Here is a 22,798-nt window from a genome sequence, read left to right as displayed (position 1 = left end):
ATAGGCAATCAAAGTGTTGCAAATTCCAATAACAGTATCGCTATAGGCTCCACAGCTTCCGCCGGCGCTGTGGATGGAATTGCCATTGGTCGAAATGCCCAAGTCACTGCTCCCAACAGTGTGGCCATTGGTGCCGGTTCAGTGGCCAACCAACCCAATACAGTTTCTGTTGGTGCTCTTGGCCAAGAGCGAAAAGTAGTTAATGTTGCTCCTGGTATCATTGCACCAACAAGTACTGATGCAATTAATGGCAGCCAGCTTTCTGCGCTCATTAATCAACTATTTGCCACCGGTATTTGCTCGATTACGGGTGCAACGGTAACCTGTGGAAACATTGCCTTGGGAAATGGGGCAAATCCTGCTGGCGTGGGCGCGATCGCTATCGGTAATAATGCCGCAACCAATGCTAATAACGCGATCGCCCTCGGCCCATCATCCCAGGCTCTTCATCCTAATAGTGTGGCCATTGGTGCCGGCTCCGTTACCACCGCAGCAAATACCGTTTCGGTGGGTGCCCCTGGTGCTGAACGTCGGATTACCAATGTCGCTACCCCCATTTTACCCACCGATGCCGTCAACAAAGCCTATGTTGATGGTATGGGAGCAGTGGCCCTAGGAGCCGCCAATGCCTATACCGATGCGCAAGTTAATCAATTACGGGGCGAAGCTTTTGCGGGTATTGCTTCTGCGGCTGCCCTATTGCCCATTGTGCCGGCGCGCTCTGGTGAAACAACATTTAACATTGGTTTTGGTTCCTATAGCGGCTATAGTGCTGTAGGGGTGGCCATGGCCCATCAAGCAGGTCCAATTGTCATTGATGCTGGCGCCAGTTTCTCGAGTGCCGGATCGCCACTAGTTCGCCTTGGTCTGGGTTTTCGGTTTTAGGCCCATGCGCGATCGCGCCCACCGTTGCCAGCAGATGGGGGGTCAGCCCTCTTATATTTCTGATAGTTGAGCAGCTCCCTCCCTTGCGGGCACTAAATTTCCAGTTCGATTGCCGTGGGTTGGTTAGGACCAAGGGCCAGCCCATTGCGTACACCCAGAATGCGAAAGACTTTGATTTTGCGCTCTTTTCCCTTGAGTTCCAAAGGTCCCCATGCTTCGACTTCGTAGCGATCGCCGAGGTACTGCAAGGTTTCTTCGGCCACTAAAATCCGACAGGGACTGGGTTGGCGGTGCTTATCCACACTTTCAAGGCGGGAGGCTGTATTCACACTGTCGCCAATAACACCGTACTCTAGGCGATTTTTACTACCGAGACTGCCAACAACAATCGGACCGGTATAAATCCCCGCCCGCATCATCACCTGCGGTAGCCCTTGGGCAGCCCATTCGCGGTTTAGCTCCTCGAGTAGTTGTCCCAAGGCCAAGGCACAATCCACGGCATTGCGGGCATCAATGGCAATTCCTTCACGGCTTGTCCGTTTAATGGGCACGCCAAACACCGCCATAATGCCATCACCGGTGAACTTATTAATCACACCGTGGTAGCTTTGCACCACATCTGCGACTTTTTCCAGATAGGCATTCAGCCAGTTAAAAAGCTCCTCCGGCTCCATTGTTTCAGAAATGGTACTGAAACCCTTTAAGTCGGTAAAAAGGAGCGTGGCAATCAGACGTTGGCCGGGTAACTTGCCGTCCTTAAGGAGTTGATCTCGCTGTTCCCATAGGGTGGCAGCAATTTCGGGGGAGATACTTTGGCCAAGGAGGCGCATCACCATTTGCCGTTGTTGTTGAGCTTGTTGGGCGGTGTAGGTAACAACTCCCCCACTGCTAAGCAGGAGTGTTAATGCCGGCGGCACAAGGGGAACCCAGCCCAACTTAAGAAATAGGCCATAACAGGTGAGCAAAAGCAGCAGTAGAGCTGCTGCCACTGCCGTCGCTAAGGCTAGAGGATGGCGCACTCGCCAAGCAAGGATCCCGCCAATCAATGCCCAAAGCACAATCCAAACATTCTCGATACTGTCGGGCCAAAACCAAATGACGGCGCGATCGCCCAAACCCGCATCAATGAATTGCCCCACCATTTGAGCATGGATAAATACCCCCGCCATGCGCTGATTGTCCCGCAGGCCGGAACTAAAGGGCGTATAGAAAAAATCTTTGCCACTTTCGGCAATGTTGCCAATGAGAACCACGCGATCGCGAATCAATTCTGGTGCCACTCGTTCTGTCAGCACATCTTCAAGGGGCACCCATGTCACCGCCCGCTGATCACCGCGATAGTTTAGCATCACCTGATAGCCCGCCGTGTCCGCTCCTACATAACCGCCATCATTGGGTTGCAGGGGTGTGAAAATGCTCTTCCCCAACTGCATGACATGGGGATCCGCATCACTGCCGCGAGGCTCAATCCCCTCATCCGCTAGATACCGCAGCGCCAGCCGCAATGAGAAAGAGTAGAGCGTATTCCCCTGGTCGTCGGGCAAAAACAACAAACTGCGACGGACAATGCCACCGGCATCAACCGTCACATCATTAAATCCCACCTGATCGGTACTGAGGGCAGCCGGCGGGCGAATGGTCGCGTGGGTGGCATTCCCCAGTTTTGTGACAGCAAAGAGGCGATCGGAACTTAGCCAAAGGCGGTTTAGCGCCTCATGCCCCGGCGGCACGGGAAAATCGCGGTAAATATCCAAGCCAATGGCACGGGGTTGATGTTTGAGGAGTTTTTGTAGGGCTTGAGCATAGAGCTGATCCGGCAACGATAGGGAGCGGTAACGTTGAATATCGGCTTCGGTGACTGCTACCACCAATAGTCGTGGATCCGGGCCCGGCATAGGGCGCAATTGCATCAGGCGATCGTAGGCACCCAATTCCAGCGGTTGTAGCCAACCCATTTGACGAATCCCAATCACAACCGTGCTGGCCAGGGTACTGGCCACGACAATCAGACCCAGATCAGCAAAGGTGCGGCGAAAGTGGGACAATGGGGGCAGCATCGCTTTGCAGGCAAGCAAAAGATTTCCTTCATCCTATCGCTATGAAAAACTACTTGGTAGCGACACTGGGCGATCGCCTCCAGGCCGAGGCCGTTTACACCCAGCTTGAAAAGGACGGTTTCCCCATGGAAAAAGTAGCCCTCTTGGGGCGAGGCTACAAACAGTGGTCAGAGTTGGGACTGACTGATCCATTTCAAGTCGCCCGCCAGCAAATGCAACGGATGTTGACCTGGCTGGTTCCCTTTGGCTTCTTTGCTGGTTTTACCTTTAACCAAGCAACTCAAATTGACATTCTGCCCATGCTGGATCGCCTAAACAATAGTCTTTTGGGGGGCATCTTTGGGGCGATCGCTGGCGCTTTGGGCAGTCTCACCGTAGGCGGCGGCCTCCAAGTGGTAATTACGGGTAAGTCCGGCATCCCCTTTGAAAAGCGATTGCAGCGCGGCAAATACCTGATCTTGATTCAAGGGAATGACAGCGAGATTCGCCGTGCCGAACGCCTCCTCAAAGTACAGCCCCTAGAAACCCTGCAAAGCTACACCCTCGACGAGTAGGGAATTGTTTTCTCAAAAGGGCAATACCAAGCCTTCCCCCTTATGTGATATATTAAAGAATCGCGATGAAAGGGTCGGTGCCCGAGTGGTTAATGGGGGCGGACTGTAAATCCGTTGGCTACGCCTACGCTGGTTCGAATCCAGCCCGGCCCATCTAGGCAAAACCAAGTAGGTCAATTCAGGGACAAGAAAGTCCTTGCCTTCCCGCCAAAGCGGGATTCAGACAAAGGAGCTAAGGAAAATTCAACTGCCTCAGTTTTCTGCCAACTGAGCTCACCAAGGGTGCAATTGCCAAAGCAGTCGTCTCCGAAAGCGGCCTGGTGACAGACTTGGCGCAGCCAAGATCAACACCGCTGGCGATCGCAAGCAGCCTCTGGCTCAGTTTCCTTCCCAAACTGCGCTACGATTGTAACAGTTTGTCACACTCCTCAATTTTGTCAATTTTGTCAATTTTGTATTACGAAACTTTCAAGAAGAACCTATGAGTCTGCCGATTCGTAATGTTGCCATTATCGCCCACGTTGACCACGGCAAAACCACCCTCGTGGATGCCCTACTGCGCCAGTCGGGTACCTTTCGCGAAGGGGAAGATATTCCCGAGTGCGTCATGGACTCCAATGATCTGGAGCGCGAACGCGGCATTACGATTCTGGCCAAAAATACTGCGGTTCGCTACAAAGAATTGACGATTAACATTGTCGATACCCCCGGCCACGCCGATTTTGGTGGTGAAGTGGAGCGTGTCCTCGGCATGGTGGAAGGTTGTCTGCTGATTGTGGATGCGAACGAAGGGCCGATGCCCCAAACGCGGTTTGTTCTAAAAAAAGCCCTTGAGAAAGGTCTGCGACCCATTGTGGTTGTGAATAAAATTGACCGGCCCCAGGCGGAACCCTACAAAGCCATCGATAAGGTGTTGGACCTATTCATTGAGCTGGGGGCAGATGACGATCAGTGTGAGTTTCCTTATCTTTTTGCTTCGGGGTTGGCGGGCTACGCAAAAACAGATCTAGACGAAGAGGGCAAGGATATGCAGCCCCTCTTTGAAGCCATTGTCCGCCATATTCCACCGCCAGTGGGCAACCCCGATGCGCCGCTGCAACTTCAGGTGACAACCTTGGATTATTCCGAGTACCTAGGGCGGATTGTTATTGGCAAGATTCACAATGGCACCATCCAAGTGGGGCAGCAGGCCGCCTTAGTCAAGGATAATGGCCAAATTGTCAAGGCAAAGATTACCAAACTCTTGGGCTTTGAGGGACTCAAGCGAATTGAATTAGACACAGCCAGTGCCGGCAATATTGTGGCGATCGCGGGCTTTAGTGATGCCAACATTGGCGAAACCGTTACCGACCCCAACAACCCCCAAGCCCTACCCCTGATCAAGGTGGATGAACCGACCTTGCAAATGACCTTTGCTGTCAACGACTCCCCCTTTGCCGGTCAGGAGGGAACCTTTGTGACCTCGCGGCAATTGCGCGATCGCCTCTTTCGGGAACTGGAAACCAATGTGGCTCTACGGGTCGAAGAAACCGACTCCCCCGATCGCTTTGCCGTTTCTGGTCGGGGTGAATTGCACCTTGGCATTCTCATTGAAACCATGCGCCGCGAAGGCTATGAATTCCAAGTTTCCCAGCCACAGGTGATCTACCGCGAAGTCAATGGTCAGCCTTGCGAACCCTATGAATGCTTAGTGCTCGACGTTCCCGATGAAGCCGTTGGCGGCTGTATTGAGCGCCTTGGCCAGCGACGCGGTGAAATGCAGGATATGCAGGTGGGAGGTAATGGTCGGACTCAACTGGAGTTTGTGATCCCAGCGCGGGGTCTCATTGGTTTCCGGGGCGAGTTTATGCGCCTAACGCGCGGCGAAGGGATTATGAACCACAGCTTTTTGGACTATCGTCCTTTGGCAGGGGAGATCAGCACCCGACGCAATGGCGTCTTAATTGCCTTTGAGGAGGGCACAGCCACCTTCTATGCCCTAAAAAATGCCGAAGATCGCGGTGTCTTTTTCATTACCCCTGGCACCAAAGTCTATAGGGGTATGATTGTCGGTGAGCACAACCGTCCCCAAGACCTTGAAATTAATGTCTGCAAAACCAAACAACTCACCAACTTCCGCTCCTCAACGGGGGATGAACTGGTGCAACTGCAAGCACCCGTGGAAATGAGCCTAGAGCGGGCCCTAGAGTACATTGGCCCCGATGAACTGGTGGAGGTAACGCCCCAATCGATTCGACTGCGGAAAATGAGCAAGAAGCTGGTACGCCGCTAATGCTCACGAATGCCTTTTTTGCCCTCTCACTGTTTCCCTATTTGGGGTTTTTGTACTTCATGACCCGCAACCCCCACACACCCCGTTTAGCCCTTATTGGCTTTTATGGGACACTGGTCTTTGTCGCCGTCACCATTCCAGCGGGCCTCTATGCCCAAAGCGTCTATGGCACAACCCTAGCCAATGTAGATGGGCTGCACGGGGGAGCAGAATTTTTTCTGACATTAGCTAATATCCTGATTGCCTTGGGCTTTCGCCGCGCCCTCAAGGAATCATCGTAGTTCACTGTCGTGCACCTATTGCCAGCGGCATAACCAGAGAAAGCGAAGCCAACTGCGCACCAGCGCCAAGCCTGCCAGTGCGGCTACTGTAAAGAGGGCGATCGCTCCCCCCGGGGCCTTGGCGGACCACAACATTGCCCCCGCCAAGAGGGTAAAACCAGCCAACCCCAGATAAACCAAACAGATCAACAAACTCTCTATCCGCCGCAGTTGCCGCTCCATCGTCGGATGACGCACAGAGACTTGGAGTTCGCCGCGAGCCAAGCGATCCTCTAACTGTTGCAGCCGCACTTCAACCCGACTGGGCTGCTGTAGTCGCTGGTTGATTAGGGTTTGGGTTTGATGAATCAATTCTCGCCAGCCCGGCCGTGAATGACGCATCAATTCCTTAACAAAGGGCTGGGCAGCAGCACTTAGGTTGTACTCAGGGTCTAAACTGCGGGCAATTCCATCGAGGGTTGTGAGGGACTTGAGAATGTAGGTCATCTTTGCCGGTAGGCGAAAGGGTTGCTGCTCAAACAGGGCATAGACATCCTGTTGCAGTTCTCTAAAGGCGGCTAAATCCACCGGGCGTTCGGTAAATCGATCTAGAATCAATTGCATAATCCGTTGTAGGGGAACTCTATCAGTGACAGGCATCAACAGACCCAGTTCCATCAAGGCAGCAATCACGCGATCGCTATCCTTTTGTAGCACGGCAAAAAATGTTTGCACCATCTGCTGCTGATTCAGGGCCGGCACTTCCGTCATCATGCCGTAGTCATAGAAGATGAGATCACCCTCTTTGGTCACGGCCAAGTTCCCCGGATGCGGATCAGCGTGGAAGAAGCCATCAATCAATAACTGCTTGAGATAGCAACAAATTCCCCGCTGGTTAATCATCTGGGGATTTAAGCCAAAGGCTTCGATCGCGGCTCGATTGTCAATGCGAATGCCGGGGAGATACTCCATCGTCAAGACATAGTGGCAGGTATGGGTCCAATAGACTTTAGGAACACGGATATAGGGGTCTTGAGCAAAGTTGGCACGAAAGCGATCGGCATTTTGCCCCTCTTGAATGTAATCAATTTCCCGCAGCAGAATACTAAAAAACTCCTCATAGATCTCTTGGAGGGCATAGGGACGAAGAAAGGGCAGCCAGCGATCGGCCCAGCGAATGAGTTCACCAATGGCCAGATAGTCCAGATACAGTTGCGCCTCCAGTTGTGGGCGTTGCACCTTCACAACCACCTCTTCACCACTATGGAGCCTTGCCCGATGGACTTGGCCGAGACTGGCCGCTGCAAGGGGTTTTGGATCAAATGTGGCGTAGAGATCCCCAAGGGATTGCCCCAAATGCTGCTCAATCAGGGCGATCGCCCGCCGCGAGTCAAAGGGAGGCACCTGATCCTGTAGTTTCCTCAGGGCCTCAATATAGGCGGGGGGCAACAGATCAAATCGCGTCGAGAGAAATTGACCAATTTTAATAAACGTCGGTCCCAAGACCAATAATTGCTGTACGAGCCAACGGGCCCGTTGGGATTGAGTGCGATGACTCCGCCGCCAAGTATAGTCCCACAGCAGTTGACTACCAAATTGCCCCAGTACTCCCACAATTTGGCTAATACGGCGAAACAGCAGCCAGCGACTGGGACGAGAGGTAGAAGCAGTAACGAGCATCCAGCAGCAATCACAACAGAGCGCTCAACCTCAACAATAGCGCCTTTTTCCCGCCTATTCAGACTGGGGCAGCCATCCTTTCGCTAGTTTTTCTGCCCTGTGTCTATGATGAGGGTAGAGTCTTGATCGGAATTGACTATGGCAACCACACGTCAATTTAGTAGCTTTAGCGATCTCCTAGCCACAACGGATAAGCCCCTCTTGGTTGACTTTTATGCCGACTGGTGTGGCCCTTGCCGAATGATGGCTCCTATCTTAGAGCAGGTCAAGAAACATTTGAAATCCGAGGTCGAGCTGGTCAAAATTGATTCTGAGCGCTATCCTCAACTGTCGAGCCAATACCACGTTCAGGCCCTGCCCACATTGATTCTTTTCCACCGAGGCCGTGAAGTACAGCGCTGGGAAGGAGTGCAACCGCCAGAAGTTCTGATTGATGCCATTCGTCGGCTGTAAACTTTTAAGGGCTTAAGGGCGTATGACCAAGATAACCAACAGCGGTGATAGCCACAGCCCCTTAGGAAAAGGCGGGGATAATCCGGCACCAAGATGGCTGTGGCTATTTTGCGCCTGTGCATTGCCTAGAAAAAAGTTGTCAGCAAACAGAGGAGGCGAAGGCCAGCATTGGCAGAGATTAGCTATTGGACATTGCTTGTACCACCGTTGGCGGGGGGGGTCATCGGCTACTTTACGAATGATTTAGCAATTACAATGCTCTTTCGCCCCTACAAGCCAGTTTATGTAGGCGGCAAGCAACTCCCCTTTACTCCTGGTCTCATCCCCCGCAATCAGGAGCGGCTGGCCCGTCGAATTGCCGATGCCATTCTGGGTTCCCTCTTAACGCCGGAGGAGCTGCAAAACTTAGCGCGGCGGCTGTTGCAAGTGCAACGGGTGAAGGCGGTCATCCATTGGCTCCTCCAAACAAGTCTTAGCCAAATTCAGGCTCAAAGTGAACAGCGATCGGCCCAAGTTTTGGCGAATATTCTGCGGGATTTTTTTGGCAGTGCCTTGCCCCGTTTGATTAAGGTGTGGTCGCGGCGGGAAGATTTTTTGGAGCCGCAACTCAATCAATTGTTTGATCAGGTATTGGTGGAGCTGCAACTGAATGATGAACAGGCGGAGAAACTAGCGGATTGGCTGCTGTCGGTCATGCTGCCCCCCGATCGCCTACGACTGGCGATAATTGACTTTCTCACCGATCGCACGATTAATGTCCTCGATCAAGAACTACGGCAAAATACCAGTGGCACCTATTGGGTCGTGGCTAATCTTGTGGGAGTGCGCAATACTTTGATTCGTCTGCGGGAGTATTGTCTCAATGAACGGGAAGCCTGTAACCGCCGCCTCGGAGAATTGATTACGGCATTGGCACTGCGGCAACGCTTGGTGGAAGCCCTGCAAAATATTACCCTGCAAAGTTTGCCCCTCGGTACGGTGCGGGAGCTACGGCAACTGTTTCGGCAGACGGTGCGCAGTTATATCCAAGAGCAGGGCTCTAGCGTCATTGAAACGGTCAGTCAAACGGTGGAGTGGGAAACGATTTCCCTGAGTATTTTGCGGCGACTGCGAGATTCGGCGAGTCTGGGTGCCTCCTTGGAAGTGGTCAGCGATGAATTGGCTTTGGTGCTCGATCGCTATCTGGAACGGGATATGGAACTGATCATTGAGCGGGCGATTCCGATTTTGGATTTAGATCGGGTGATTGTGGATCGGGTCAAGGCCACCTCACCAGAAAATCTCGAACTAGCAATTCAGGGCATTGTTCGCAGTGAGTTGCAAGCTATTGTCCGCTTGGGGGGCATTCTTGGCTTTTTAATTGGGGTGGTACAGGCAGGCTTTTTGTACTGGCAAAGTCTGCAAGTGCCCTAAACGGGAACTTTGACTTCAGACTCACCCGCCAACTGGCGCAGGTTTTGGCAGCGAATCAGTTCAGTGACATCAAGAACGGGACGGCGTTCCAACTCTGCTACCCGAGAGATACCTGAAAGGAGCGCTTTGGCAGCCTCTTGTTCACTGTAGCCGCGCCGTTGAGCCAAGAGCAGGGCCTGGCGATCGGCCGCCACCTCCACGGGAATTCCCCGCGTATTTTGCCACACTTGCAGCCCCGCAAAGGTGGTTAGCCCCCCCGCCACCAAAATACCAATGGGGTCTGCTTGGATTGCCTGGAAGAGGGTACCCAGTAAGCCGGCCACCGTTAGTCCTTGGTAGAGGTCAAGTTTGATCAAACCCGTGGTGTTAAACCAAGCCACTGCCCGCAGCAGTAACAGATCGCGCTCTGGGGGATCGAGATGCTGCCACAGGCGAAAGTTAATTTCAATTGGGCGATCGCCCCAAGGAAGAGGGGGCTGATAGCGCAGGACTTGGCTTTGTTGCGGTCGAGAAACCAACTTACAGCGCATCCGTGCCGACGCCGGCATGAGATCAAGCAGACGATGAATCTCAGCTTCTGGGGTCATAGGAATAGTGATGCAATTGCTCTGCCCCTAGTCTGCCATTGCTGTACATTTCCGGCAATCTTGCAGATTTCTTAGAATAAAGGGGCATGTGTTTTTTGTGCCCAAATCAAAATGGTGATGACATCGGCCTTTGCCCCCTCAGAACCGTCCCTGGTCGCTTCTGCTCAAGAGCTGCCCGCCGTGGATGTGGCGATTGTTGGTGCCGGGATTGTGGGTCTAAGTCTGGCCTGTGCGCTACGCAACAGTGGTCTAGCGATCGCCCTCATTGAGGCAACTCCCTACAGGCGGGAAAACACCAAGGGTCAAGCCTACGCCCTCCACCAAGTGTCTCGTTACTTCTTTGAGGAAATAGGGGTGTGGGATAAGCTCATGCCCCATGTGCAGCCCTTTGAGGTGGTGCAACTCTCCGATGAACGGTTCCCCTTGATGGTTAACTTTTCCCCAGCGGATCTGGGCACGGAAGCCATTGGTTATGTGGGTGAGCACGCAGCGATCGCCGAGACCCTTCAGAGCGTTGTACAGTCTGCCAGCAATGTCACGTTCTACTGCCCGTGGCGGGTAGTGACCAACGAAGTGCAGGGCGATCGCGCTCAGTTGACCCTGATTTCTGGTGACCCTACCCAACCCAAGGTGGCTCACTTGGCAGCCCGTTTAGTGGTCGCCGCAGAGGGTGGCAAGTCTCCCCTACGGCAGCAGATGGGCATTGAACCCAAGGGATGGAAATATCCTCAGTCCTGTGTGGTTGCCACCCTCGAGGTTGCCCATCCCCAACCTGTGATTGCCTACGAGCGCTTTTGGCCAACAGGACCAATGGGAGTGCTACCCCTACCGCAGAATCGCTATCGAGTGGTTTGGACACTGCCCCACCCAGAGGCGGAAGCCGTTGCGGCCCTCGACGATCGCAGCTTTTTAGCAACACTTCAGCCCTATCTTGATCCCCAGATGGCGGAGATTACGGCTGTGAGCGATCGCTTTGTCTTTCCAGCCCAATTCATGCAAGTCAACTCCTACGCGGCGGATCGCTTTGTGGTCATTGGCGATGCAGCCCACCGCTGCCATCCCGTGGGGGGACAAGGACTCAATTTGGGACTGCGGGATGTGTGGAATCTGGCACAGCAGATTTTGGCTACCCCCCTTGAGGAAATTGGCGATCGCCGACACCTCATGCAATTTCACCGCCAACGCTGGTGGCAAAATGTCTTGACCCTTGCCTTTACCGACTTCCTTAACCGTCTGTTTTCCAATACATGGTGGCCTTTGGTGGCGGTGCGCCGCTGCGGGCTGTGGCTGTTGCGAACCGTTTCCCCCCTCAAGCGTCTGGTGCTACGGTTTATGGCAGGTCTCCTCCTCCCCCTGCCGACCGATTGTCAATTCCCCAGAGGGCGTTAAAACTTTCTACGCACCTATCTCCAGTGCCAGCACTCTTGTAGTATCAATTTGACAGAGAAACCAACTGCTTGGGAGAGAGGGATGGCTGCTACGGATGATCTAGAGAAAATTCGCCGCCAGTTTGACTATGGTCCCTATCCCCGTGTGGCCATTGACAAAACTCCCAAGGATGACCCGAACGTTCTTTTTGTCCACGATTTAGTGACCCCCTTTTATGTGCGGGATCATCGGGTGCCACAGACCAAGGGTAAGCGGATTCTCGATGCCGGCTGTGGCACGGGCTATAAGTCCTTAGTCCTGGCGATCGCCAACCCCGGTGCGGAAATTGTGGGTATTGATCTATCCCCTGAATCTGTGAAGTTGGCGGCGGAGCGGCTCAAGTTCCATCACTTTGATAACGTTTACTTTGAGGTGCGCTCGATTTTGGATTTGCCCAGTTGGGGCGAGCAGTTTGACTACATCAATTGCGATGAAGTGTTATATTTGCTGCCTGACCCTGTTGAAGGCCTCAATGCCCTCAAAAGTGTCCTTAAGCCCGATGGCATTCTCCGCAGTAATCTCCACAGTGCGCTGCAGCGCTTCCCCTTCTTTCGTGCCCAAAATCTCTTTAAGCTGATGGGCTTGATGGACGAGAATCCCGAAGAAATGGAAATAGACATCGTCCGCGACATCATGAAAGAACTCAAGGATGGTGTGGATCTCAAAGCCCGAACCTGGAACCCCCACTACGAACAGCAAGAGAGCAATGAGACCCTCTTGGCAAATCATCTACTGGTGGCAGATAAAGGCAGCACCATTCCCCAGCTGTTTCAATACCTAGAAGCAGCGGGTCTAGAATTTATTTCCATGGTCAACTGGCGCCACTGGAATCTGGTGGATCTCTTCAAAGACCCAGAAAACCTGCCCACCTTTTTGGCCTTGAGCCTACCCGATGTGCCGCAGTCCGTGCAGTTGGAGATGTACGACCTTCTGCATCCGGTGCATCGCCTCTTGGATTTTTGGTGTAGTCCGCAACCCCGCGCCACCGTAGCCGACTTGGGGGAATGGTCGGAGGAGCAGTGGGATCAAAGTACGGTTCATCTACATCCGCAACTGTGTACGGAGGCAATCAAGGAAAAATGGCTAGGGTACCTCAATGATCGGATGATTGTTGATCTGGGTACGTTTATGTCCTTTTCTAGTCCCACCCCTGTCTATGTGGATCCCCTCGGCCTGGCAACCCTATTGCCCCTGTTTGATCACCCCTTGGCTTTTCCGGACTTGTGCGATCGCTATCAATGCTTGGCACCCCTTGACCCCGTCACACTCGAACCCATTGAACCAAGGGTGGCACGGCAGCAACTGCAAGCCCTCTTGACCCGCTTGGAACTCAGTTTGTTTGTTCTTGTCAGCTTACCCTAGGCCAATCCAGCCCAGAACTTGGGCAAGCGCCAATCCCAAATAGTTGGCGATCGCGTATCCCAGCAATCCCAACGTAATCCCTACACCCAGCAGTTGGGGCCGATGCCGACCAGTGGCTTGGGCAACGGCAGTGGTAGGCCCGCCAACAGCCGCTTGGGAGGCAAGAGCCAACAGTTCTACATCCAACTTCAGGAGGACCCCAAGGCCAAAGGTGACGAGACCATGGGTAAAAACAATCACAGTGGTAAAGAGAATCATTTCCATTCCCACCGGAATTAGGGATGGCACATGGGTACCAGCACCAATCACCGTAAAAAAAAGATTCAGGCCAAACATCCCCAAAGCCCCCATCCCCCGCAGATAGCGGATCCACTGAAATTGCGCCAATGCCAAGCTGAGGGTGGTGAGCCAGACAAGGGTGGGAATGAGCGGCCAAAACCGATGCAGTGCCCTTGACAGTACCAAGACAGCCACGGCCAAGCTGAGGAGAATCCCTAAATCTAGGGGAGCGATCGCTGAGGCGGTGGGCAGGGAGGTTACGGTAACCGCTTCCCCCTCCTCCTGGGGGGGATAAAAGCGTGCCAACAGCGAAGGCAGACTCAGCGTGGTTGCCAGCCAAATGGCTGTGAGCAAGTTATCTGCCGTCGTGGCCGCACTAAAGAGCAAATCCGAAAGGTTAAGGGCACGCCCAACCCCCACAAAGTTAAGGCTGCCGCCAATATAGCTGGCTGCCAAACTTCCCGCCAAGCGGGGGGTATCCCCCAGAAACCGACTATGGAACAGGACACTGGCAAGGAGCGCACCCACCAAGGTTCCAAAACTGGCAAGGCCAAAGGCCAACAGGGCCGATCGCCCCAGGCGCCCCACATCCTGTAAATTCACCAGCAGCAGTAGCCAGACGATCGCCAACGAGGTAATGGTGTCGTAGATTGTGTCATAGACCGCAGATTGCTGGGGAAGAATACCAACATTGGCGCAGACGGCCGCCAAAATCAGAATGATCAGCGAAGACCCCAACCGTGCTGCCCAGCGAAAGCGATGCTCTAGCCATAGCCCTAGAGCCGTCAGCGTCAATAGGATGCCCCAAAGGATCAAGGATTCATCCATGGGGCGTCCATTCTGGTAGTCGCTGTCCCAACCGGGTGGGTTGCTCATAGACCCGCCGCAGGGTATTCACATCCCGCTGCGAAATCGGAGGCGGGTCTGCTACCTGGGCAAAATAGAGGGCATCAGTGGGTAGGGGGCTATGTCCCCAAATGCCAAGGGCATGACCCAGTTCATGGCGCAGCGCCCCAAGAACAAACTTAGCAGCTTGGGTAGGGCGCACCACGACACGGCAGCGATGGCGCAGTACCCCTTGGCTATCCACAAAGAGTTCATAGCTGGTTTCAGCAAAGCGGGCGCGGCGGTTATTTTGATCTGTGGGTCGCTGCGAGAGGAGGCGAATATTGGCAGGGCGGCTGGGATCAACAATTTCTAAGGGCAAATAGGTTGACCACTCCGCTACTGCCTGGGCCGCGGCTGCTTGCCACACATGGTTTGGATCCCACCGGGGGGGTTCAATGGCAACGGTGACTGGGAACCGAGTCCACAGTAAATAGCCCACTTCCACCGGTTGGACTTCATCAAAATAATCTTCGCCTTTCCTAGGAATCTCAGCTAGGGACGGAGGCAACGGATAGTAAACCGCTGGTGGTAATTGGATATTCTGGCGCGTCAGGTTTGGGGTGCCCGCCAAGGACTCCCAATTCCCTGGGGTACCGTCCAACATCAGTCCTAGGGCAACCATGCACACCAAGAACCACCACCAACGCTTCATACTGGCGCCTCCTTGCTCCTCAACAGGTTTGCACAAAGGGCCAGCCCGGAAATCGCCAGAGAATCATGGGAATCGCCACAGTCCAGAAAAGGGCATTGAGCAAGGCAATTTGACCCGCCCGATTCATGGGTAAATGCAACCACCCCTGCAACACCCAGCGATCCAAGGGCAAGACCAAGAGCCACATGAAACAGACGATGGCCATTCCACCCCAAAAGATTGGCCAGCGGGTGTTGCGATTGAAGCTTTCAAAAAAGGTTTGACCCACCAGTTCCTCAAGAAGGGCGACAGGGGCAGAGCGGTATTGCCCACCCGTGGCTTCGGTGGCTGCAGCTAGTTGCGGCGCATGATCACCCACGACAATGGCATTGATTTTCACCCGTTGCTGACGGGCATTGGCAACCACACCCGCGTCCACAGGGGCTGCACCATCAGTAATGAGGAGCACTTCGCGGCAGCGATTGGGAATCTGTTGCAGTTGTTGGGTGGCGATGGCGATCGCCCCCGAAAGATTTTTGGCCGTCGGATCCACCTGCGCTAACAAATCACTGCGATTGAGGGCTTGATCTAGTTGGGTGAGTAGCAGATCACTATGGGTCTCAAACCGGGGCGTAAGAAACACCACATTGCGGCCAAAGCCGTGGATCATGACTTCATTGGGGGTGGCGAGATGCCGTTGGTTGCGTTGTATGTAGAGCTTGGCAGCGAGCACCTGTTGGGCCATGACGGTTTGTGGTTGATTAAATTGCAATGGACTATTGCCAAACGTACTGCCGCTGAGATCAAGGGAGAGAACAACGGCGACACTGGGGCGTCCCCAATTCAACAGCGAGAAGAGTAGCGCCAGGAGGACACAGCCTATTAAGAGAATGAGGGGAATCTGAAAAAGAGGGTAATACCACAGTTGCCGCCGACGGGTCATAGCTCACCTAGGGCAAGGTACCGCTAAAGACTGCAAGGGCAGGCCCAGTCATATACAGATGTTGGCTAGGCAAATCCCAGCGAATCTGGAGATTGCCCCCTGGCAGTTCAACCGTGGCTTGGGCTTGATCGCCCCCAGGACTCAGGCAACCAGTCAAAACAGCAGCGACTAGGGTGGCACAGGCTCCCGTTCCACAGGCAAGGGTCATACCGGCTCCCCGTTCCCAGACGCGCATCCGCAGGCGATCGCTCCCTAGGACTTGCACAAACTCAGTATTGGTGCGCTGGGGAAAAGCGGGGTGATGCTCAAACTGGGGACCAATCACAGCTAAATCCAGGGCAGCTACATCCTCCACAAAGGTGACGCAGTGGGGATTGCCCATACTCACGCATGTCACCAACCACTGGCGATCGCCCACCGTGAGGGGAACATCAATCACTTTTTGATCTGCGGCTGCCAAGGTGGTGGGAATCTGCTGCGCCAAAAGTTGGGGTTTGCCCATATCCACGGTGACCTGACCATCCGCTTGTACCTCCGGCACAATCAGACCGGCAAGGGTGTCAATGCGGTAGCGCACAATTTCACCGCCGGAGCGACCCTCAAGGGCAAAAATGAACTTGGCCAAACAGCGAATGCCATTGCCGCACATTTCCGCCACTGAGCCATCAGCGTTGTACATCCGCATGCGGTAATCACTTTCTCCAGTTCCCCGCAGTAAAAAAATGACCCCATCCGCACCCACGCCGAAGTGGCGATCGCACCAGTATTGGGCTTGTTCCGGACTTAAAAGCAGCTCTTCCTGATGGCGATTATCAATGAGAAGGAAATCGTTACCTAACCCTTGGTACTTCTGAAAAGATAGGCTCATAGAATTGAAAAAGTAAGAGAGGGGAAACCAATGACGGATGAATTTAACACGGCACTGCCTAGCATTCGCCAAGTACAGACCTTCATTAAAGATAGCACCGAGGTTGAAGTCAAGCTCAGCACCAGCGATCTTGTGGTTGGCAAAGTGCGCTGGCAGGATACGAATTGCCTCTGCGTTGTCGATCACTATGATCAACCCACAATTATTTGGAAGCAGGCCATTGTCTTTATTAAACCGAAGCTAGCCTAAGGGCCACAGTTGCAGTGCCACTGCCAAAGCCTCTTGATAGACCATCTGCCAAGGTTGCTGATGTTGACGAGCAAGGGCGGCACAGTCTTCGTATTCCGGCTGGACATTGATCCGCTGTCCTTGGTGCGCCGCTACTTTCACCCGCACTTTTCCAAAGGAGGTTGGGATTTCCTGCATTTGCCGCTCTAGAACATAGCGCTCCTGTACTTGACGCCGTAGCCCCAGGGTTGTGGTTTCACGGAAGAGCGTCTGCACACAGGCGGCCTCTGCACTGGGGGGACACAGTACCGTAACCAACACTCCCAAGCGCGATTTTTTCATCGTTATCGGCTGACAAAAGACCTCAATGGCACCGACGGCATAGAGTTGTTCACAGGCATAGCTAAGGGCTTGGGGGGGCATGTCATCCAGTTGGGTTTGCAGTTCCACAATCGTTTTTGCGGTGCCTGTTTCTGCTGAATTCGGCGGCGTTCCCAACCAGAGGCGCAATAGATTGGGTAGGGGCAGCTCTTGAGTGCCGGCGCCTAAGCCCACCCGTTTCAATGTCATTGCTGGCGGCGCACCAAATCCCTCACTGAGGGCACAAACAAGAGCAGCTCCCGTAGGCGTGACTAGTTCTTTTTCAATGCCATTGCTGTAGAGGGGCACTTGATAGGTTTGGCACAGTTGCAGAACAGCAGGCACAGGAACTGGCAGCTGACCATGGGCCGCTTTGACCATTCCGCCCCCAGTGGGTAGGGCCGAGCAGTAAATGTGACTCACATCGAGGTAATCCAACCCCAAGCAGGTGCCGACAATATCCACAAGGGCATCCACGGCCCCCACTTCATGGAAATGCACTTTTTCTGGCTCAATGCCATGCACGGCACCCTCAGCAATGGCCAAGGCTTCAAAAACCTTAAGGCTCCAGTCGCGGGCGCGATCGGGGAGATGGGCAGCGCGGATTTGGTCGGCAATCTCCGGCCAATGGCGATAGTGGTGGGAGGGGCGATCGCGCAGATGTACCTGTGCCTTTAGGCCCCGCTGTCCTTTGCGCTGTACCGTTTCCGTGGTCAACTCAAACTCATCGGCAATCCCTAACTTCGCTAATTGGCTTTGAAGATAGTCAAGGGGAACCCCCAGATCAAGGAGGGCACCCAAGCACATATCCCCAGCCACACCAGCAGGGCAGTCAAAATAGGCAACCGTCATGGCAGATTACAGGCGCAGCACTAAGGGATATGGTAACAAGGGACAATTGATAGACTGCTGATATACTGCCTATTCTTATCCCGCTTTTGCAGAGTCTGTTGCTGCCCCCTCTGACCAAATCAACGGTTGATACACCGGTTGATACACCATTGTGGGGGGCTGCCATTGGTAGCGCCGCAAGTTAATGCGATCGCCCCCCTCAAAAACAATCCCCTCTACCTCTAGGCGCCAGCGCTGCAATTCATCCGTGCCGCGGCGTTGGGGCCCATAGGAAATTTTGCCTTGAGCATTGACCACGCGGTGCCATGGAATGTCAGAATTGGGTGCCAGCCGATAGAGGGCATAGCCCACATAGCGCCCATGGCGAGGCCAGCCGCACAGGGCGGCAATTTGGCCATAGGTAGCCACACGCCCTAGGGGAATTTGCTTCACTAGCCAATAAATTTTTTGTTGAAACGTTAGTGCCCCTATGTTCATCTTCATAAGACTTTATACTTTTTTATAGTTGTAGGTCAGATTCAACCCCTCTAAATCCGTATTTCTACGGAAGCAAGCCTCAAAACGACCCACCTAGATTAAACATTAAGGGTGGTAACGGAATTACTAAATTCAATTAAGAACAACTGCCCACAAAAAGATAGATCGGTCATGATTTAAGCAGCAGCAATGCTGGGGTAGGGGAGGGTGGAATTCGGTGCCTTATTTTGAATCATTACGTATTTCTCATCTAAGTTGCTTTTTGCTCAATGATTGCTTCTATGTCTTTTTGACTTGAGTTTTCCAGTGTCTTTGTGATATTCCTGACGCTATTTGATGGAGTCCCCTATGACCATGACCAGTTCCCCACCCCAAGCCGCCGCTGGCGATCGCTACGGTGTTGACCATCTCCTGCGCAAAAAATACCCGAAACGCCACCATCACTACGCTTTTTGGGACTTCTTTCACTTCGATAGCGATCGCGGTACCTACACGGATTGGAACAATGCCCGCAACCTCCTGGTGACCGAAGATTTTATCATTGGTCTCATTGAAGGTCTGGAAGAGGAAGTGGGACCTGCTTCCAGTGTCGTTATGTACAAAATTGGCGAAGAATGGGGCCGGCGCGATGCTCAGTTTTTTGCAGAGTGGTTTCCCAGGGAATATGGCTATGAGCAGGGGATCAAGCAAATGCGGCTTCCCTATGTCCTCGAAGCGTGGTGGTGGCCCTGCACGACCCAAGGCTGGGGGAACTGGGAAGTGGATCTCAGCGAGCAAAAACACGGCTTCATGTTCATCAATATCTTTGATTCGGCAGTGGCCCGCACCCTAGGAGATGTGGGACGGCCAGTTTGCCACCTCTATGCAGGACTATTTGCTGGTTTCTTTAGCGGCTTGGTTCAAAAAGAACTCGGTTGTATTGAAATCCAGTGCTACGCCATGGGTGAAACCTACTGCAAATTTGTCTTAGGCAAGCAGGATCGCATTGACGCGGTTGCCTTCTGGCAGAACGAAGGAGCCTCTGCCAAAGATATTGAAAAACGGCTCCGCAGTGGAGAATTGGTTTATGAGAAGCCTAAACGGTAGTTGGCAGCAGCAAGCCGTTGCTGAATTCTTTGAGGAGCTGAACTGGCTCGGCTTGATCCGCCAGCAGCCGGTGACAGAAACAGTGGTTCTCAACTGGCAATCACTGAAAGTGGCAGAATTTTGGCAGCGCGTCAATTGGCTAGGTCTTGAGGTCAAAGGGGCGATCGCCCCCACTAGCCCTGGGGAATGGCCGAGCTACCGCGTCAGGGACTTCTTTGGGCGCCTGAACTGGGAAGGGGTAGGCGTGATCTTGCCCATCGGCTCGCCGGCCCTAGCCGCGGAAATCACACCGCCGCCACTGGCTACCCTAGCCAGCTCTTGGGCTGCTTGGTCAGTCGAAACCTTCTTCCGCCAACTCAACTGGGAGGGCCATCGCGGTCAAACCATCTCCCTAGAGCCGAGTTTGTCCCTGTGGCGCCTATCAGTCAAAGACTTCTGTGCCAGTCTTCCTTGGGCAGGCCAACCCCTGATCGCCCAAGTGAGTAACGTGGCAGCCCCGCCCCCTGTCCCCGTAGAGCCCGAAGTCACCCTCTCAGACTTATCAAACCTGTTTTAGGAGATCCCTATGCACACCGAGTTAATGAATCTCTACTACAAAGCTGAAGAAAACTACCTGAGCAATGTGGACATCAAAGTCTTTCGCCACCACATCGAGTCGCTTCAGCAGCGGTTGAGCACCTACGAATTTCTGCGGGATCATGAAATTGAAATCTTCCAGCCGGTAGCTGACGCCCTGCAAAAGCAATATCCCACCGAACCCCCCCAAACCCTTGAGCAGGTCTTGCGTCAGGCGATCGCCCTCCTGCGCTATGCCGCCATGGCCATGCTCTTAAATAATCCGGAGTTTTTGCAGCATCGACTCCTAGAGTGGCTCACGGAAGTGGTCAAGGCCCACCAAACCCAAACCCTATGGAGCAGTTGCCATGAGCTTCTCAGTGACCGCCTCAAGGAAATGCTCACTGACGCTCAGCAGGACTTGATGTTGCCGCTATTGGATCAGGCGCAAGTGACCCTTGTGGGCTTGCCAGCCGTGGTCTCTGTCCACGCCTAGGTGACTGTTGAAATTGCGTGTCATGCCTACGAATGAGGATGTCCTATGATCTCCGTTGCTGATTTGGTCAAAGAGCCCGTCATCCCCGGCAATTACTACGCTGCCGATGCCTATGTGCAAGGGGATTTTGAAACCGGTCTCATTGAAAACCGCAAAGGTGCCCGTCTGATTGCCCTGCCGGATATTTTCCTCCAAGCCATCTATGCGGGCCTCGATCAAGAAGTAGGACAGGCCACTGGGGTGGTGCTATTCAACTGTGGTCGCTGGTGGGGCAAGAACTTTTACCGCCGTTTTGTGGCCGAGGTGAGCGAGTACTATGGCCGTCCCCTTGCGGAGATGGAAATGGTGGAGTTTCTCCAATGCCTCAAGGAATGCTGGAAGACCCACGGTTGGGGCAGGATTGATCTCGATGTGAGCTTCTACCAGCAGGGCTTTTTGGTGGTGACAACGTGGGATTCTCCCTTTGCGGCGGCGGCTCCCAAAAATACGGGTCAGCCCCAATGCGCTGCGGAAGCAGGGATTTTAGAATCCTTCTTTAGCCAATTGACCGGTCGCGATCTCCTCTGTGTGCAAACCGCCTGTGAAACCCTAGGGGCAACCAATAATTGCTTTGTTTTGGGGTTGCGCGAGCGCGTTGAACCGGCCAAGGCTTGGCTGCAAGAGGGGCAGAATCATAACACGATTATGGAGCGACTCTGTCGCGCTCAGGCCGCTTGAGTATGATCCTAAAGTAACCCTCTATGCGTCATTAACCATTTTAATAAGGAGCAAAGAGCAGTGGCCAAAGTTGTCAAGCTTGAACCCATCTCGCGCGAAGCGACAATTAACACCAACGACAATTTGCTCTCTGCTATCCTGGACTCTGAACTCCATGTGCTCAAGGAGTGTGGTGGGCGCGGGTTGTGTGCCACTTGCCATGTCTATATCAAGGAGGGGATGGAGAGTCTTTCCCCCATCAATAAGCGGGAGCAACGCACCCTTGAGGTGATTACGACGGCAAATGCAACTTCCCGCCTCGCCTGTCAGGCACGGGTTCTGGGGCCGGGGGTAGTGGTAGAGCTTCCCTCAGGGATGTATATCAATGCAGTAGAAGATATTGAGTCTTTGATTGGGCGGCGGGCTGAGCAGGATATTTTGCACCCCCTCGATGGCCGCGTCTTGGTGGAGGCAGGTAAGCTGATTACGCGCACGATGATTACCCAGTTGAAAGATACCCAAGTTAAGGTGAGTGAATACCTCGCCAATACGTCGGATGCCTAAGGCGCTACGTCACTTTTATCCTCAAGAGGGCACTATTATGGAAGACCGTCATCGCAATTCCCAAGCTGCTAGTAGGGGTCTAGGCCCCCTTGAATGGGGAGCAACGGGGTTAGCAGTTGTCTTATCTGTGGCTGCTGCTGCGACGCAACAGACAATTTTGAGCGCGATCGCCCCCTTGCCCCTTTCGTTGGCGGTGGGTTTAAACTTAGTGAGCCGTAAAAAACTGGCTGACCAGTTCCAAGTCTTTGGCCAACAACAGGAGGCCAAAATGGCTGAACTGGTGGCGTCCCAAGGGCAGCAGCAGTCAGAGTTGGGTCACCTCGCCCTTGCCCTTGCTCAGGTGCGCGATCGCCTTGAGGATGTGCAAAAACAGGTGATGCAACTCAACCAAGGGGCACAGCATCTCCATGACTACACGCGCATTCTCGACACGGAGCAAAAAGAAATTGAACAGGTTCTTGACTGCCTGCGGGAAATTGAGAAAAATACCCAAGTTATCCAAGTGAATCCCAGCCATGCCAAGGCCTACTACAACCGCGGTCTGACCCATCAGCGTCTAGGGGATGTCGAAGCAGCCATTCTCGATTACACAGAAGCGATTCGCCTCAACGATACCTATGCCAAGGCCTATCATAATCGCGGTGTGGCCCGCTCAACGGTGGGCGATCGCAAGGGAGCAGTAGAGGATCTGCGTACAGCAGCGAAGCTGTTCTTTGAACAGGGGGATATTAGCAGTTATCAGCGAGCACGGGATCTGGCCAAGCGCATCCATGAAGTGGGGAGTATTGAACAGGACAATAAAGAACTACCCTTAGAAATCCTCTTCTCCTAGGGGGCAGTTATTTTGCGCCTGAGCCTGCATTGACAGGCCCGCGATCGCGAATCATATTGAGAGCTGTTTTTTGACGAACGAGTTGAGGCTGG

General features: G+C 53.6%; 24 protein-coding genes and 1 tRNA gene. 16 read left to right on the top strand and 9 right to left on the bottom strand.

The genetic code is table 11. From position 1 onward, the window contains the following. Positions 1 to 885: YadA-like family protein (locus IGQ16_RS05815; protein WP_297060585.1), on the top strand; the 885-nt coding region annotated here is incomplete at its 5' end. 92 nt (positions 886 to 977) lie between these two features. Here IGQ16_RS05815 and IGQ16_RS05810 read toward each other — a convergent pair. Continuing rightward, entirely contained in the window at positions 978 to 2,960 is a 1,983-nt protein-coding gene (locus IGQ16_RS05810; protein WP_024125270.1) for a CHASE2 domain-containing protein, read from the bottom strand. 35 nt (positions 2,961 to 2,995) lie between these two features. Here IGQ16_RS05810 and IGQ16_RS05805 point away from each other — a divergent pair, with 35 nt between their 5' ends. From IGQ16_RS05805 to IGQ16_RS05790, 4 genes are all read left to right on the top strand, one after another. After that, positions 2,996 to 3,496 (top strand): hypothetical protein, encoded by a 501-nt coding sequence (locus IGQ16_RS05805; protein WP_297060583.1) that lies wholly within the window; start codon positions 2,996 to 2,998, stop codon positions 3,494 to 3,496. Positions 3,497 to 3,567: 71 nt separating this feature from the next. Continuing rightward, positions 3,568 to 3,649: transfer RNA gene (locus IGQ16_RS05800), tRNA-Tyr, on the top strand. Positions 3,650 to 3,977: 328 nt separating this feature from the next. Continuing rightward, positions 3,978 to 5,768: a translational GTPase TypA gene (gene typA / locus IGQ16_RS05795; RefSeq protein WP_024125272.1), complete on the top strand. Its 1,791-nt coding sequence runs from the start codon at positions 3,978 to 3,980 to the stop codon at positions 5,766 to 5,768. Further along, positions 5,768 to 6,049: a DUF3593 domain-containing protein gene (locus IGQ16_RS05790; protein ID WP_297039483.1), complete on the top strand. Its 282-nt coding sequence runs from the start codon at positions 5,768 to 5,770 to the stop codon at positions 6,047 to 6,049. Before typA ends, IGQ16_RS05790 begins: the two co-directional genes overlap by 1 nt. 15 nt (positions 6,050 to 6,064) lie before the next feature. On the opposite strand, the gene IGQ16_RS05785 is transcribed toward IGQ16_RS05790, so the two are convergent. Continuing rightward, positions 6,065 to 7,708 carry an AarF/ABC1/UbiB kinase family protein gene (locus tag IGQ16_RS05785; protein WP_297060581.1) on the bottom strand — a complete coding sequence of 548 codons (1,644 nt, stop codon included), beginning with the start codon at positions 7,706 to 7,708 and terminating at the stop codon, positions 6,065 to 6,067. Between the two features lie 138 nt (positions 7,709 to 7,846). Here IGQ16_RS05785 and trxA point away from each other — a divergent pair, with 138 nt between their 5' ends. Together trxA and IGQ16_RS05775 are read left to right on the top strand one after the other, a co-directional pair. Then, the gene (gene trxA / locus IGQ16_RS05780) at positions 7,847 to 8,161 is read left to right on the top strand and encodes a thioredoxin (protein ID WP_297060579.1); all 315 of its coding nucleotides are present in this window, start codon (positions 7,847 to 7,849) and stop codon (positions 8,159 to 8,161) included. A 168-nt stretch (positions 8,162 to 8,329) separates the two neighbouring features. Next, the gene (locus tag IGQ16_RS05775) at positions 8,330 to 9,574 is read left to right on the top strand and encodes a DUF445 family protein (protein WP_024125276.1); all 1,245 of its coding nucleotides are present in this window, start codon (positions 8,330 to 8,332) and stop codon (positions 9,572 to 9,574) included. Here the strand turns inward: IGQ16_RS05775 and IGQ16_RS05770 are convergent. Beyond that, positions 9,571 to 10,161 carry a DUF3318 domain-containing protein gene (locus IGQ16_RS05770; RefSeq protein WP_297041099.1) on the bottom strand — a complete coding sequence of 197 codons (591 nt, stop codon included), beginning with the start codon at positions 10,159 to 10,161 and terminating at the stop codon, positions 9,571 to 9,573. The genes IGQ16_RS05775 and IGQ16_RS05770 overlap by 4 nt on opposite strands. 117 nt (positions 10,162 to 10,278) lie before the next feature. Between IGQ16_RS05770 and IGQ16_RS05765 the strand changes: the two genes are divergently transcribed. Both IGQ16_RS05765 and IGQ16_RS05760 read left to right on the top strand, forming a co-directional pair. Further along, entirely contained in the window at positions 10,279 to 11,550 is a 1,272-nt protein-coding gene (locus tag IGQ16_RS05765; RefSeq protein ID WP_297041100.1) for an FAD-dependent hydroxylase, read from the top strand. A gap of 81 nt (positions 11,551 to 11,631) precedes the next feature. Beyond that, positions 11,632 to 12,951: a class I SAM-dependent methyltransferase gene (locus IGQ16_RS05760; RefSeq protein ID WP_297060578.1), complete on the top strand. Its 1,320-nt coding sequence runs from the start codon at positions 11,632 to 11,634 to the stop codon at positions 12,949 to 12,951. Here IGQ16_RS05760 and IGQ16_RS05755 read toward each other — a convergent pair. Genes IGQ16_RS05755 through dapF form a run of 4 tightly spaced genes read right to left on the bottom strand, consistent with a single transcriptional unit; the run spans position 12,943 to position 16,560 of the window. Next, positions 12,943 to 14,058, bottom strand: coding sequence for a DUF819 family protein (locus tag IGQ16_RS05755; protein ID WP_297060576.1), 1,116 nt, complete (start codon positions 14,056 to 14,058; stop codon positions 12,943 to 12,945). The two genes, IGQ16_RS05760 and IGQ16_RS05755, sit on opposite strands and share 9 nt — an antisense overlap. After that, entirely contained in the window at positions 14,051 to 14,770 is a 720-nt protein-coding gene (locus tag IGQ16_RS05750) for a peptidase (protein WP_297060574.1), read from the bottom strand. Before IGQ16_RS05750 ends, IGQ16_RS05755 begins: the two co-directional genes overlap by 8 nt. A 19-nt stretch (positions 14,771 to 14,789) precedes the next feature. Beyond that, a complete protein-coding gene (locus IGQ16_RS05745; RefSeq protein WP_297060572.1) occupies positions 14,790 to 15,692 on the bottom strand; it encodes a vWA domain-containing protein in 903 nt (300 codons plus the stop codon). 7 nt (positions 15,693 to 15,699) lie between these two features. Beyond that, positions 15,700 to 16,560, bottom strand: a complete 861-nt coding sequence (dapF, locus tag IGQ16_RS05740; RefSeq protein WP_297041283.1) for a diaminopimelate epimerase — start codon at positions 16,558 to 16,560, stop codon at positions 15,700 to 15,702. Between the two features lie 30 nt (positions 16,561 to 16,590). Here dapF and IGQ16_RS05735 point away from each other — a divergent pair, with 30 nt between their 5' ends. Further along, the gene (locus IGQ16_RS05735) at positions 16,591 to 16,809 is read left to right on the top strand and encodes an RNA chaperone Hfq (RefSeq protein WP_024125283.1); all 219 of its coding nucleotides are present in this window, start codon (positions 16,591 to 16,593) and stop codon (positions 16,807 to 16,809) included. Here IGQ16_RS05735 and larC read toward each other — a convergent pair. Both larC and IGQ16_RS05725 read right to left on the bottom strand, forming a co-directional pair. Further along, positions 16,801 to 18,000, bottom strand: coding sequence for a nickel pincer cofactor biosynthesis protein LarC (gene larC, locus IGQ16_RS05730; protein WP_297060570.1), 1,200 nt, complete (start codon positions 17,998 to 18,000; stop codon positions 16,801 to 16,803). The two genes, IGQ16_RS05735 and larC, sit on opposite strands and share 9 nt — an antisense overlap. 75 nt (positions 18,001 to 18,075) lie before the next feature. Continuing rightward, positions 18,076 to 18,483 (bottom strand): MGMT family protein, encoded by a 408-nt coding sequence (locus tag IGQ16_RS05725; protein ID WP_297060568.1) that lies wholly within the window; start codon positions 18,481 to 18,483, stop codon positions 18,076 to 18,078. Positions 18,484 to 18,825: 342 nt separating this feature from the next. On the opposite strand from IGQ16_RS05725, the gene IGQ16_RS05720 reads away from it, so the two are divergent. The 6 genes from IGQ16_RS05720 to IGQ16_RS05695 are packed head-to-tail and all read left to right on the top strand — an operon-like array spanning position 18,826 to position 22,706. After that, positions 18,826 to 19,563 carry a V4R domain-containing protein gene (locus tag IGQ16_RS05720; protein WP_024125286.1) on the top strand — a complete coding sequence of 246 codons (738 nt, stop codon included), beginning with the start codon at positions 18,826 to 18,828 and terminating at the stop codon, positions 19,561 to 19,563. After that, positions 19,544 to 20,119 (top strand): hypothetical protein, encoded by a 576-nt coding sequence (locus tag IGQ16_RS05715; RefSeq protein WP_297060566.1) that lies wholly within the window; start codon positions 19,544 to 19,546, stop codon positions 20,117 to 20,119. The genes IGQ16_RS05720 and IGQ16_RS05715 overlap by 20 nt, the downstream gene beginning before the upstream one ends. 9 nt (positions 20,120 to 20,128) lie before the next feature. Next, positions 20,129 to 20,614 (top strand): hypothetical protein, encoded by a 486-nt coding sequence (locus IGQ16_RS05710; RefSeq protein ID WP_024125288.1) that lies wholly within the window; start codon positions 20,129 to 20,131, stop codon positions 20,612 to 20,614. A gap of 45 nt (positions 20,615 to 20,659) precedes the next feature. Beyond that, positions 20,660 to 21,331: a V4R domain-containing protein gene (locus IGQ16_RS05705; RefSeq protein ID WP_297040237.1), complete on the top strand. Its 672-nt coding sequence runs from the start codon at positions 20,660 to 20,662 to the stop codon at positions 21,329 to 21,331. Positions 21,332 to 21,391: 60 nt separating this feature from the next. Then, positions 21,392 to 21,874, top strand: coding sequence for a 2Fe-2S iron-sulfur cluster-binding protein (locus tag IGQ16_RS05700; RefSeq protein ID WP_297040241.1), 483 nt, complete (start codon positions 21,392 to 21,394; stop codon positions 21,872 to 21,874). A gap of 37 nt (positions 21,875 to 21,911) precedes the next feature. Continuing rightward, the gene (locus tag IGQ16_RS05695; RefSeq protein WP_024125291.1) at positions 21,912 to 22,706 is read left to right on the top strand and encodes a tetratricopeptide repeat protein; all 795 of its coding nucleotides are present in this window, start codon (positions 21,912 to 21,914) and stop codon (positions 22,704 to 22,706) included. Positions 22,707 to 22,798: the final 92 nt, after the last annotated feature.

The sequence above is a fragment of the Thermosynechococcus sp. M3746_W2019_013 genome, assembly GCF_015296045.1.
Lineage (GTDB): Bacteria > Cyanobacteriota > Cyanobacteriia > Thermosynechococcales > Thermosynechococcaceae > Thermosynechococcus.
Note: the sequence above shows the minus strand (reverse complement) of the source record. Positions and strands in the feature narration are given on the sequence as shown.

Excerpts from the sequence above, each read along its gene's own strand:
- IGQ16_RS05695 (WP_024125291.1), top strand. The coding sequence starts at position 21,912 with ATGGAAGACCGTCATCGCAATTCCCAAGCTGCTAGTAGGGGTCTAGGC.
- IGQ16_RS05785 (WP_297060581.1), bottom strand. The coding sequence starts at position 7,708 with ATGCTCGTTACTGCTTCTACCTCTCGTCCCAGTCGCTGGCTGCTGTTT.
- IGQ16_RS05720 (WP_024125286.1), top strand. The coding sequence starts at position 18,826 with ATGACCATGACCAGTTCCCCACCCCAAGCCGCCGCTGGCGATCGCTAC.
- typA (WP_024125272.1), top strand. The coding sequence starts at position 3,978 with ATGAGTCTGCCGATTCGTAATGTTGCCATTATCGCCCACGTTGACCAC.
- IGQ16_RS05750 (WP_297060574.1), bottom strand. The coding sequence starts at position 14,770 with ATGAAGCGTTGGTGGTGGTTCTTGGTGTGCATGGTTGCCCTAGGACTG.
- IGQ16_RS05735 (WP_024125283.1), top strand. The coding sequence starts at position 16,591 with ATGACGGATGAATTTAACACGGCACTGCCTAGCATTCGCCAAGTACAG.
- IGQ16_RS05710 (WP_024125288.1), top strand. The coding sequence starts at position 20,129 with ATGCACACCGAGTTAATGAATCTCTACTACAAAGCTGAAGAAAACTAC.
- IGQ16_RS05765 (WP_297041100.1), top strand. The coding sequence starts at position 10,279 with ATGACATCGGCCTTTGCCCCCTCAGAACCGTCCCTGGTCGCTTCTGCT.
- trxA (WP_297060579.1), top strand. The coding sequence starts at position 7,847 with ATGGCAACCACACGTCAATTTAGTAGCTTTAGCGATCTCCTAGCCACA.
- dapF (WP_297041283.1), bottom strand. The coding sequence starts at position 16,560 with ATGAGCCTATCTTTTCAGAAGTACCAAGGGTTAGGTAACGATTTCCTT.
- larC (WP_297060570.1), bottom strand. The coding sequence starts at position 18,000 with ATGACGGTTGCCTATTTTGACTGCCCTGCTGGTGTGGCTGGGGATATG.
- IGQ16_RS05760 (WP_297060578.1), top strand. The coding sequence starts at position 11,632 with ATGGCTGCTACGGATGATCTAGAGAAAATTCGCCGCCAGTTTGACTAT.
- IGQ16_RS05705 (WP_297040237.1), top strand. The coding sequence starts at position 20,660 with ATGATCTCCGTTGCTGATTTGGTCAAAGAGCCCGTCATCCCCGGCAAT.
- IGQ16_RS05715 (WP_297060566.1), top strand. The coding sequence starts at position 19,544 with ATGAGAAGCCTAAACGGTAGTTGGCAGCAGCAAGCCGTTGCTGAATTC.
- IGQ16_RS05745 (WP_297060572.1), bottom strand. The coding sequence starts at position 15,692 with ATGACCCGTCGGCGGCAACTGTGGTATTACCCTCTTTTTCAGATTCCC.
- IGQ16_RS05790 (WP_297039483.1), top strand. The coding sequence starts at position 5,768 with ATGCTCACGAATGCCTTTTTTGCCCTCTCACTGTTTCCCTATTTGGGG.
- IGQ16_RS05755 (WP_297060576.1), bottom strand. The coding sequence starts at position 14,058 with ATGGATGAATCCTTGATCCTTTGGGGCATCCTATTGACGCTGACGGCT.
- IGQ16_RS05770 (WP_297041099.1), bottom strand. The coding sequence starts at position 10,161 with ATGACCCCAGAAGCTGAGATTCATCGTCTGCTTGATCTCATGCCGGCG.
- IGQ16_RS05725 (WP_297060568.1), bottom strand. The coding sequence starts at position 18,483 with ATGAAGATGAACATAGGGGCACTAACGTTTCAACAAAAAATTTATTGG.